Raw genomic sequence first — 11,665 nt, forward strand, 5'->3', positions numbered from 1 at the left:
AATCCAAGGCCCGCCGCTCCCCGGCGGGCCTTTTTTATTACCTCGGGTTTTGCGGGATCCCGCTCAGCTGGATCACGATGTCCGGTATGGGCAAGACATACCGCGGGTCGTTCGGCGGCAGCGTGTACAGCTGTCCGTTCAGCTGTCTTTGGAGCGTCACTTCCCTCCCCGGCTCCTCGTTGAACCGCCGTAGATCCGACCAGCGGAGCCCGCGCAGCAGCAATTCTTTTCTTCTTTCCGCCAGCACCAGTTCCAGCACCTCCGCCGCTGTGGCTGCGGCCGGCGGACTGTACGTGCCGGTACGGTACCGCTTGTCCAGCAGGGTCTGCAGGTCGGCCATGGCCGCATCCTTTTGGCCCATGCGGGCCGAGGCTTCCGCGCGGATGAGGTAGAGTTCATCTGTCGCGACCCCGTTGAAGAGGTCGTCGGTGCCGGTATAGCTCCCTTTAAAAGTCTGGCCCGGCGCGGCGGGCGTAAAGAACAGGACCTTGCGCAGGTCATCCGGCTGGTATAGGGCATACAGGCTGGTGTCGATGCGCAGGCGGGAGGTGTTATTGGTCAAAGACGTGTAATAGATCCGGCTGTGGAAGATCACTTCGTCATTGTATTTCCGGAAAGGATGGAGTTTGGCGGTGCTGGCGGTATTGTAGTCCAGCAGGGTGCTGTATAGTTTCAAAGCCTGGTCAGCATACTGGAAGGCATGCGGGTAGTCGGCCATGGACAGGTACACCCGGGCGAGCAGGCCGTTACCCGCTGCCAGGCTGGGCCGGGTTTTGATGCTGACGGTCTGCGGCAGGTAGCCCAGGCTTTCCTGCAGGTCGGCGGTGACCTGGCCGTAGGTGGCTTTCACAGATGCCCGGGTGCTCTTTTGGGTGATATCGGAGGAGGTGCGGACCGGCATGCCCAGATCGGTTGCGGCCGTTGAAGCATGATAGGGCTTGCAGAACAGCTGCGCGGCGGCATACAGGCCATAGGCCCGGAAAAACAGGGCGCTGCCTTTTTCGGCGGCATACCGCGGATCGGCCCGCTGTGTGGCGCTCATTTTGGCAAGGCCTTCGAGGACGACGTTGCTGTAGAAGACCTGCTGGTAGCAATAGTTCCAGTCGATCACGTCGGGGCTGCCTTCATAGAGGTCCTTGTTCCAGGTATAGGCATTGCGGAACATGGGGGTGGTGACCGAGGCAAAGGCTGCATCGGTCACGTAATAATCGTCTGAGGACACCTCGCCCAGCGCCGGGAGGTTGAGGTTCATGGTGTTGGCATTGTCGAGCAGGGCCTGCAGGTCCTGGAAGGTTTGCGGGACCACGAGGGTCTGGTCAGGCTTTTTGTCCAGGAAAGTTTTGGTGCAACTTGTTAGCAGGCCTAGTAATAAGATATAAAGTAACTTTTTCATAATCGTGAATTAAAAGTGAGCCCTTACGCCAAGGGAATAAGTGTGAACGGGCCGGATAGTGGAAGTCCCGTAAACGTAATCGGGGTCCAGGCTGTCTTTGTTCGCGCGCCAGAGCAGGCCCAGGTTGCTGGCATACGCATAAAACGTGATCTTGCCCAAGGTCCAGGAGAAGCGTACATCCTGCAGGCGGATGTTATCGCCTTTGTCCACCAGTATACTAGACCCCAGGTAGGCCGCGTCGCGGCTACCGACGCCGGTGAGAGACAGGGAGGGTACGCTGGTCTGCTGTTCGTCGCCGGGTTTTTGCCAGCGCTTATCAAAGTCGCGGTGCCCGCTCCAATTATTGATCAGGTCGCTATAGGAAATGGAGCTGCGGTGGAAATAGTAGCCGAACTTATAGGTGATATTGGCGCTCAGGCTGAACTGCTTCCAGGTGACGGTATTCATCACCGAGCCGAACACCGGCGGCAGCGCAGGGCCGTTATAAACCAGATCCTTCACCGTCGCATTGGCGGCGATGGCGGCGTAGTCTTTGCTGGGCGCGCCGTTCAAATAGACCACCGGGTCGCCGGTGGCCGGGTCCAGGCCGGCCCATTTATAGCTGTAGATGCCCAGCACCGGTTTCCCCGCCAGCGGCGGGGAATTGGGTGAGAGGTAAGCGCTGACCGGGCTGGTATACTGGTATTTGGTGACCTTATCGGTTACATAGCTGAATAGGAAGCGGGTTTGCCAGCCGATGGCTCCTTTTATGTTGACGGTATTTAATTCAATGTCCAGGCCATGGCCCGCAATGGATGAGCTGTTGAGGCTGTAGCTGTACCGGTCGCTGACAAAAAACCCGGTGGTCGGGTCGAGCGCGACGCTGCCGATCTGGTCGGTGCCTTTTTTGGTGAAATAATCGAGGCTGCCGCTCAGCCGGTTGTTCTTTGTTTCAAAATCCAGACCGATGTTGAGCGTTTTCACTTTTTCCCAGTGCAGGTCGGGGTTGGGCGGGGTCAGGATGATCGCAGCCGGCTGGTTGGTGTACGGGTCGGTGGCATAAACGGCGGTGGTGAACGCGGTGACGGTCTTGTTGACATTGCCGGTCACGCCGTAGCTCGCCCGCAGCTTCAGGTAGGGCAGCCAGTCCATGTGGTAGAAGCTTTCTTTGCTGGCTTCCCAGGCACCGCCAAAGGAATATAACGGCACGCCCTTCTGGTTGGCGTTCACGCCGAACAGGTTCGATTCGTCCTTCCGGGCGCTGGCCGATAAAAAATACCGCCCCGCATAATTATAGTTCGCGTTCAGGTAGGCTGACACGTACCGGTCGGTCTGGTCGCTGAGATTGGCGACATAGGGGATGGTCAGCGAATTGCCGCTCGGGTTAATGGTATAATAGTTCGTATAGTCGACGGGCTGGCTGACCAGGATATCCGGGTCATAACCGTAAAGCCGGGACGTCATACTGCGCGTATGCGTATCGCGCACCTCCGCCCCGGCCAGCACGTTCAGCTGGTGCCGCTCCCCGAAGACATGGCCGTAGTTCAGCTGGAAGCGGCCCGAGCGCGCATCCAGCGCCCCGTGCTGGCTGTCGAGGATGCCCGCATCCGGCACGATATACTGGTTGCCCGGCTGGGTAAATTCGTTGATGAGGTTGCGGGTGTAATACGTATCCCTGCTGTACAAAAAGCTGCCGTTCCGGTCCGCATGCTGGTACTGGTACAAGGCCTCGGCGCTTAGGTCCCGGAAGACATCATACTTCAGGTTGAACTTCAGCCGCACATCATTGCTGCCGGACACATTGTCCGCCAGTCCCAGTTCCGCCACAGGCCGGTACTGCCAGTCCAGGAAACCGTTGCCCTGCGCGGCCCCTGAAAACGACAAAGGGTAATCTTTGGCCACCGCGCCCGCCAGCTGCGCATAGGGGTACAGCGTCTTCCCGCCGCCGCTGTTAATGCCGCTATAGCCGGGATTATCATTCACCCCATGCGTGGAACTGTACGACAGGTCTGCCCCGGCCATTAAATTCTTCAGCAGCCTGAAATTGCTGACCGCATGCAGCGTATAGCGGTTATCCGAATTGCCAACAAGATTTGACCGGTTGTCATCAAAACCGCCGGAAACCAAATAGTTGTAGCGCTCCCCGCCACCATCCAGGCTCAAACTGTATTGCTGGCTCAGACTTTTCCGGTAAAAGTATTTGCCAAAATCGTTGCGGACATCGATTTTGCTTAACGCAGCTAATTTCGTTTGCAGGTCCGCATCGCTGAGCTGCCCGTCCCGGTTTTGGATCATCAGCTCCACCGCCGGGCTCAGCACCGGCTTCGCCGGGTCGTTCTCCGCCGCCGAATAAAAGCCCGCTTGGAACAATTGCTGCTCTACCCCGATAAAATCCGCCGAAGGCAAAAACGCCGGGTTGTAGAACAGGTCCGGCTTCCCGCCCGCCGTCCAGCTGGCATTGAACGAAAGATGCGCCGGACGGTTGTATTTCCCGTGTTTGGTCGTCACCACAATGACCCCATTGCCGGCCCTTGCCCCCCAGATGGCCGAAGCCGCGGCATCCTTCAAAACGGTGATGTTCTCTACATCGTTCGGGTTCAGGTCATGCAGGTCCCCTTCAAAAGGAAAATTATCGACCACCACCAAAGGGGAATTGTCCGACAAGATCGTGCTCCGGCCCCGGACGCTCAGCTGCTGATGCCCCGGAGCGCGGTTATCGAATGCGAGCGACGGGGTGATGCCGTCCAGCCGGGCGGTGAGGTCGGTTGCAGGGTTCCTTTCGATCAATTCTTTGCTGACGGCGCCGTAAGCGCCGGTAGCCTGCTTCCGGCTGACCTGCTGGTAGCCGGAGGAAACCGTAACTTCCTTCAGCTGGCTTTCATCAGGGCTTAAAATAATGGCGGTCAGGGTCACGGTATCGGTGATATCGACGAGGCGGGGCACATAACCGGTAAAGGTGATTTCCAGCATGCCCTGTTTGCGGGGAACGTCGAGGTTAAACAGGCCGCGGGTATCGGTATGCGTACCTGCATTGGTGCCGGCGAGTTTAACGGTGGCGCCGGGCAGCGGCCGGTGGTCTTCGGTAAGCACGCGGCCGCGAACGGTGATTTGCGCAGTGGCGCAAAAGCCGCAGGTAATTAATAAAAACAGCAGTAAAATTCTCATATCAAATGGTTGCTTAGGTTTATTGGATGGTTTGGGCTGGACGGATAACGAGGATATCAACAGGTCTTTTTTTGACGTTCAGGTCAAGCCCGGATCTGCGCAGTTCTTTTTGCAGGGCGGCGAGATCGCTGAGATCGCACCTGAGCTGCAGGTCAATGGGTTTTTCGTATCCCGTTTCGTTTATATAGGGTGTGAGTAATTTCCGGAAGCGCTGTGCGATGTCCATATCGAGGCTGCTGATGCCGAGATTGCGGAGGGTCAGTCCTTTGGCGGTTTCGGAAAAAAGGGGTTCGCCGCCTTTGCTTTCGATAGCCGCTGTGCCGGGTATGCGGGAAAGGACGAGGCAGTCCTGTTCGCGTTTTTCCAGGGCTGCGCGGATATGGTAGCGGGCGCCGAAATAGCGGTTGAGGTCGGTGGCCATGACCTCGCTGATGTCGCCGGTGAAGCCGGGGGGCAGGGTGAGCTGGTAGCTGTAGCCGTATTGTTTGATCCACTCGTGGAAGCCGGGGCCGCCGCCCTGGTCGATGATGCGCTTCAGGGAATCGGGCAGTTCGACGGAACAGCGGTTGGCGAGGTCGAACATGGGGTCTTTCCTGATGAAGGCCTGCTGGTACAGGGCGAGCGGGGAATGGTTGAGGGCGACGGCAATGATCTTTTCGGGGGTCCTTTGGAATCCTTCGGGGGAGCTGACGCCGGGCAGGTACGGGGTAATGACGGACTGGAAGACGACCTCGCCTTTGCCGTTGCCGTTGGCGAGCAGGGGCTGGAGGGGGTCGAGGCTGAGATCGTCTTTGCGCTGGGCGATGCTGTCGGTGTGGCCGTCAAGGGCTTTTTGGATGGCCGCTGCGCTGACGTCTTCGCCGTAGGTCATGGCGATGACGGCGCCGTTCCTGATCCATACTTCAAAGGGTATGGAATTATGGGGAAAAAGTGCGCTGAGCAGGTAATCGTCGGTGATGGAAGGCAGGCGGAGGGCGTTCTTTTTAAAGAAGGCCTGGACGGTTTTGCTTTTTTCGCGGGTGACGAGCAGGAACTGGATTTTGCCCGCAAACTGGTTTTGCAGGGTGTCGTATTTGGGGAGGAGGTGCAGGCAGGGGGTGCAGTAGGTGCCCCAAAAATCGAGGATGAGGAGCTGGTCGTTAAACTGCGACATCCGGATCTGGTCAGCAGGCTTTCCTCCTGCTTCATAATTAAGGAGGCCGGATATTTGCATATCGGGCATTTTATCGCCGGTTTTAAGGGCTTTATAGGTGTTTCCTGGTTGTGCGTATGCCTGGAAGAAAAGGCATAGGAAGGCCAGGAGGCTTGTTTTGAGCTTCATTTGGTGGTGGTTCGGTAAAATATTCAGTTAGCTTGTCCGGGCCTGTTTAGCCGCTGTCATTCGTCTGGCTCTTTCCGCAGGCGGGGCATCTGCAATTGTCCTCGCGCAGCTCGTGGATGGCGCGGGTGAATGCGATGACCTGGTCGAAGAGGCTGGCGATGTCGGTTAGGAGGGGTCTTGTCCCGGGGTTTTCCTTTTCTTTGGTTTGGGCACAAAGGATAAATATGTCCATGAGTGCTGTCTCGATGGCTTCGGGGGTGTATTCTGCAAAGAATACGCGGATCACCTGGTCTGGTGTCCGGGTGCCGAAGTCTTTTATATCGATGATCATAGCGTCCATGGTTGTATTTAGGGTTAGGTTTGTGCCTTGGTGGAAAAGGAAACAAACGGCAACCCCGGTGATGGTTTTAACTATTTAACTGATCGGAGGGGTTGCCGTTTAGGTAGTATTTATACGGGTGATTTGATGATGTTCTTGAAGAGGTTTTTAAGGGCGGGGATGAAGGTTCTCAGGTAGAGCAGGCATAATGATGCGGTTCCGGTAAGAGGAAATAATGCCGTGTTGCTGTGGTTATGGTTTGTGCTCATTATTGTTGCATTTAATAACGAGCCTTTTAGAAATGGACCAGCTTTTGTAAAATACAATAGGGCCGGTAACCCGCTCAGTCAATGCCTCTTGGCTCTGGTAAGCCGCCATTCCTTACGGAATGACTCCAACATTGAACATAAGCGAGCACCGACCCTATATGCATAGGGACCGATACTCTACTTACACTCGCTGGAAAATTTACCAGATTTAGAGGCGAGGCTCGTAAGCGGTCCATTAAATTAAGAACCGCAAATATAACTTTTAAATTTGGAGCAATTTATACTAAACTTAGCCCCATCATATTATGCTAAAATCGTTTAAAAATTATGATTCGCCATATTAAATGGGTAGTTTTACATATATAATTCTTTTAACAAATTCAACTAAAATGCAAGCAAACAGGGATATAGAATTTAATGTATTGGAAAATAATGCAATTGGTAGAAATTTGGCTCGATTTAGAAAATTTAAGGAAAAAAAAGCTTTAGAAGTAGCAGATTACATCGGAATTGGGGAAGCTGCCTATACCAAATATGAAAGAGGTGAAAGTAAAATCACTGTTGAGCTAATCCAAAAAGTATCGGAATATTTAAATATTGACCCATTGCAATTATTAACGACAAATGAAGGTCATGTGGTCGAAAATGTGAGCAATTCACCCTTTGCAATTAATGGAACTGTACAAACGACAAACGACGCCCAAAATCAAGCTATACTGACATTGATTGATAGTGTCGTAGAGATGAATAAAAGAATATTGGAACTTTTAGAAAGAAGTAGGAAATAACAAGATGGTTGCCTGCTTGGTGCATTAAGAATAAGAAAGCCCTGGCTTATTGCCGGGGCTTCATTCTATTATTTTATACAAATATCCTAATTTAATAGGAAAAGTTTGGTCTGAGTGATATAAGTTCGCCAATTGATTAATGAATACCTCAAAGAGCTGAGGCTTCATTACCCGATAATGTTCAGTTATCCTTTGTTAACGGTAGAGAATGTTTAGTTTGACAATTCAAGATATTCAGTCATCTTTTTAATAATTAAATCAGTTGGCCTGTTTAACACTTTGATTCGAGTCGAGTTTGGGAAACTGCAAATTCGTCCCCAGAATGGACATAATTCTAACTATTGGATGGATAAACTTAAAAACATTTTCGCAATCAAAATTGAGAGCTTGAAGGTTCGAGTCTTGTTGGGCTAGCCCGAAAGGACTAATCTCGAACCGCCTGATAGATTCAATGCGCGTTTTATCAGGCATTTAGCAAAATTAAATTGGTTTGAGAATTGGATAAGTCCGGCTCGGTTTGTTCGGGTACTAAATACTTGCGCCGAAATAAATCAGATTATAATATAAGTTTATACTTATCGATTAGAAATTCGTTAACTTCTTGTGGAGATTCCGCTCAAACTGACCACCTGATTCCGATTTAAAGTGACCAGGGTATTCCGGACCAAAGTGACCACCTGATTCCGGAGCAAAGTGACCACCCCCTTTTTTTGTTTTATGCTTTAGATTCCGGCTGTCCTGTTTAAATGCCAAGTACCGTTTCCGGAGGAACGAGTTGACCGGAAGCCTCATTAGGTATGCGAAGTCGCTCTGGAATGCCTCTATTAAAGCGATAACGGCCATCACCAGCAGGACATACCAGGTAGCTTACCCAAAGTGTTAAGCTTCAAAAAAAATAAAGATGTTATAGCTGGAGGAGCACCAGGCTAAATGGAAATCGGTAAATAATTATCTTTGTTTATGCTGCTAAAGCATGAGTTGCGTTTCTTTGCCAGCAAACAGATGGTCAGTTTTGCCACGGAATAGGGTGTAACATATCTCCGAAACGCCCACGAATCATTAAGTAAGGCAAAAATCAAGATTGAAATTTTAATTTTTGCCTTTATTTTAAATATTTGCTCTAATGCAAATCCCATATTTGTGTTGTCGGACTCTAAGAACTCATAAACACTCAGTTTAAATTAAAACAACTGGAATAATTTAACTAGGCTGCCTTGTATTTAACTTGTGGTATCGGACGATTATTAAAATTTGTACCTGCAATAGTATTCGTTATTTTTTTAATAATTTTCAGGAAGCAAGCCATGTTTTGGTCAGACCAAAACGCTGGTCGGAACACACTCTCGAACTTTGAATAACCACTTCGTTAACAGATAATCTAATTGCATTGCTAAAGTGTAACAATCAAAAATAGATAACTATTTATTATCGGTATTAATAACGTCGTTTCTGTTTTGGATAACAAAACAGACCGGTGAATTTATGCCCTGAGCCAAAAATGTGTTAAGAACTAAGATCCACCTGGCTGCCCATGGAAATAAAGCGTCCCGGATCTCACCCGGAACGCCTGGATCAACTAAATTTCGCTATCGTGCCGGAAAGCAAAGCCTGCGCACGCCGCATCCAGGCCTGGCCGGCGCCTTTATAATGATTGACCAGGGTGCTGCCGTCAACTTTGCAAAAGTTGCGGCAGCCTGCCAGTCCGGGGTATCCCGTCCGGCCGGCAGCAATCAGAATTTAATACGATTATTGATCAAAATAGTACGCGTCATTCCTAGCGTAGGCTTTTAACCGGATCGTCAATGCCGCTTTGAGGCTATGATAACTTGCAGTCAGCAAAGTGATTATGACCGTGCCTGCTCCCGTCAGCGCAAATACCCACCAGGACAGACCGGTACGGTAAGTATATGGCTGCAGCCATTGGTGCATGAGATACCAGGAAACCGGTACGGCGATCAGCAGGGCGATACTCACCAGCAGGACAAACTCTTTAGATAACAGGCCCCAGATCCCCGCTACCGAGGCGCCCAGTACCTTCCGGACACCGATCTCTTTGATACGCTGTTCGGCCACAAAGGATGCGACGCCGAATAAGCCGAAGCAGGAGATGAAGATCGCGAGCCCTGCGAATAGGAAAGCCAGTTTCCCGGTGCGTTCTTCTGCCAGGAATTTTTGCGCGTACTCGCTGTCCGCAAATTTGTAATTAAAAGGTGCTTCCGGCGCGAATTTCTTGAACACCGTTTCGATGCCTGCGAGCGACCGGGAAACTGGCATGCCGGCTTTCAGTTTAAAAATGATCACATTGAAGGATCGTTCCCGGTCATCCATCAAAAAGACGACGGGGGTAACCGGCTCGAAAGGCGAATTCATCACTATGTCTTTCACTACCCCCAGTACCTTCCAGTCTTTACCATGCCATTTGATGGTTTCGCCTACCGGCTGCTTCAGCCCCATTTGCCTGATGGCGGCCTCGTTAAACAGGAAACCTGCCGAATCAGTCAGCAATTCTTTTGAGAAATTCCGGCCCTCCTTCATCTTCCAGCCGACCACACTGCCGAAATCCGGATCGATCAGCACGGTGCCGAACACCTCCAGGCGGTTGGGATCTTTGCCTCGCCAGCTCAGGTTGTCTGCGGACGACCATGTTCCGGTGGTTGGGTTGACCGAGGCGGTGACGCCGGATACCTCGCCTGTGTTCAGCAGTTCCTGGCTAAAAGCGCAGTACGCCCTGATCCCGTTATAAGGGATCATGACCAGGTTGTCCCGGTCATAGCCGACCGGCCTGTCCCTGGCGAATTCGATTTGTTTAAAAACCACGATGGTTCCGGTAATGATGGTGACGGAAACGGCAAATTGGATGACCACCAGCACCTTGCGTGGCAGAGACGCCGACGGCCACGCCTTAAAAGTGCCTTTCAGTACCCTGACCGCGTTAAAGGATGACAGGTAGATGGCCGGGTAACTGCCTGCCACCAGTCCGGTGAGGAAGCAAAAGCAAATGCAGGCCAGCCAGAACAGCGGGTCATTCCAGATCAGGTGCAGCTGCTTGCCGGAAATATCATTAAACAGGGGCAGGCTAAGCCAGGCCAAAAGCACGGCGAGCACAAAGGATAACGCAACGATTAAAAAAGATTCGCTCAGGAACTGCAAGACGAGCTGTGCGCGCAGGGAGCCGATAGCCTTACGGATGCCGACCTCTTTGGCGCGCTTTTCGCTCCGGGCGGTGCTGAGATTCATAATATTGATACAGGCCAGCAACAGCACGAACAGGCCGCGCAGGTTCTTATTGGGCAAAACCCGCTGAAAACCGAATCGCTTTCCGCCGGAGAAGTTTGCCCCAATTTGGCAATCCGGCCGGCCAGCGCATCTTTGACAGATGTTACAGCATTATGTACATCTGCTAAATGCGCGAGACTGGTTTCTTTCATTTGGTTTTAAATTAAAAAGGTTAGCTCATTTTTTTAACCATCGTCGTCCTTTCTCAGGAAAAAGCTACCGTGCTCTTGCTGCAAATTATTAAAAAAGTGGAAACAGCTTCGTTAAACTGAGTTGCTGGTCTTCAAAAAACAGGCAATCGATATAAAAGCCTGATCGACCTGTCCGATGCGGTAAAGTCGGGCTGCCGTCAAAATTATTGCTATCATCGGCATAATACGTTTCCAGCAAACCCCAGGGATTGGGATCCGGGAATACCTGGAACTGGGCTCCGCCAAATTTAAACTACTTCCCAAATTCAGCTTCCTTTATCAATACTTTCAGTTGGATTCAACCGACATGGATGCTGTCTTCTTTGTACGCGGCGCACATCCGAAAGACGTATTAGTGCCGGATGTGCCTGATCTTGACCCGGAGTTTTCGACGGCGTGTGACCACGCCTGGGCCAGGTTTATGGCTAATGACCGATTGCAGGAGTGGATACTGGCGGAAATGCGTGGATTGGAAGGCGGTGGTTTGCTGAAGTATTGCTGCCGGGTTAGAAGGTGAGGCCGGAAACCTTGTTTCGGCTGGCAATGGATTTGACAATGTTCTGCGCTGGACAGGCGATACGATTAACCTGGCTGAATTGGCTTATGGTATCTGGCTGACCGGGCAAATCAATAATGGACAGATTTCGGTTACAGAGATTTTAGAATGCCTGGAGCGGGTGTTTCGCGTTCGGCTCGGTAAACCGCACCGGCGATGGCAGAGTATAGCGGCAAGGAAGCCATTGGGGTATGCGAAGTATATGGATGAGAGAAGGTGGCGATTGAGAGGAGGGTGGAGGATGAGTTGGGGAGGTAATATACAATTTCACTAGCGATATTACCCATGGTAAAAACGCTGTAAAACCAATAGGAATGTGAATTTTTATACTATGTTAAAAATATTATGGCGCAAACTTGCATGATTTAAATATTATTTTTAACATTGCATAACTCCCTAAAAACCAAA

9 protein-coding genes are annotated in these 11,665 nt (G+C 51.4%); 3 read left to right on the forward strand and 6 right to left on the reverse strand.

The features are described from left to right. Positions 1-37: 37 nt before the first annotated feature. The 5 genes from Q3W13_RS04535 to Q3W13_RS04555 all read right to left on the reverse strand — a co-directional run bounded on the left by Q3W13_RS04535 (position 38) and on the right by Q3W13_RS04555 (position 6,446). Entirely contained in the window at positions 38-1,393 is a 1,356-nt protein-coding gene (locus tag Q3W13_RS04535; protein ID WP_302861708.1) for a RagB/SusD family nutrient uptake outer membrane protein, read from the reverse strand. A gap of 9 nt (positions 1,394-1,402) precedes the next feature. After that, positions 1,403-4,537: a SusC/RagA family TonB-linked outer membrane protein gene (locus tag Q3W13_RS04540; protein ID WP_302861709.1), complete on the reverse strand. Its 3,135-nt coding sequence runs from the start codon at positions 4,535-4,537 to the stop codon at positions 1,403-1,405. A gap of 19 nt (positions 4,538-4,556) precedes the next feature. After that, positions 4,557-5,858, reverse strand: a complete 1,302-nt coding sequence (locus Q3W13_RS04545; protein WP_302861710.1) for a TlpA disulfide reductase family protein — start codon at positions 5,856-5,858, stop codon at positions 4,557-4,559. A 46-nt stretch (positions 5,859-5,904) separates the two neighbouring features. Next, positions 5,905-6,189: a hypothetical protein gene (locus tag Q3W13_RS04550; RefSeq protein WP_302861712.1), complete on the reverse strand. Its 285-nt coding sequence runs from the start codon at positions 6,187-6,189 to the stop codon at positions 5,905-5,907. A gap of 119 nt (positions 6,190-6,308) precedes the next feature. Continuing rightward, positions 6,309-6,446, reverse strand: a complete 138-nt coding sequence (locus Q3W13_RS04555) for a hypothetical protein (protein ID WP_302861714.1) — start codon at positions 6,444-6,446, stop codon at positions 6,309-6,311. Positions 6,447-6,835: 389 nt separating this feature from the next. Here Q3W13_RS04555 and Q3W13_RS04560 point away from each other — a divergent pair, with 389 nt between their 5' ends. Next, positions 6,836-7,234, forward strand: a complete 399-nt coding sequence (locus tag Q3W13_RS04560) for a helix-turn-helix domain-containing protein (RefSeq protein WP_302861716.1) — start codon at positions 6,836-6,838, stop codon at positions 7,232-7,234. Positions 7,235-8,980: 1,746 nt separating this feature from the next. Here the strand turns inward: Q3W13_RS04560 and Q3W13_RS04565 are convergent. Then, entirely contained in the window at positions 8,981-10,528 is a 1,548-nt protein-coding gene (locus tag Q3W13_RS04565; RefSeq protein WP_302861717.1) for an ABC transporter permease, read from the reverse strand. Between the two features lie 405 nt (positions 10,529-10,933). On the opposite strand from Q3W13_RS04565, the gene Q3W13_RS04570 reads away from it, so the two are divergent. Together Q3W13_RS04570 and Q3W13_RS25200 are read left to right on the forward strand one after the other, a co-directional pair. Continuing rightward, positions 10,934-11,218, forward strand: a complete 285-nt coding sequence (locus tag Q3W13_RS04570) for an RteC domain-containing protein (protein ID WP_302862087.1) — start codon at positions 10,934-10,936, stop codon at positions 11,216-11,218. A 43-nt stretch (positions 11,219-11,261) separates the two neighbouring features. After that, a complete protein-coding gene (locus Q3W13_RS25200; RefSeq protein ID WP_368077622.1) occupies positions 11,262-11,531 on the forward strand; it encodes an RteC domain-containing protein in 270 nt (89 codons plus the stop codon). The last annotated feature ends 134 nt before the right edge of the window (positions 11,532-11,665 follow it).

Origin of the sequence: Mucilaginibacter sp. L3T2-6 (genome assembly GCF_030519355.1) — a bacterium.
Lineage (GTDB): Bacteria > Bacteroidota > Bacteroidia > Sphingobacteriales > Sphingobacteriaceae > Mucilaginibacter.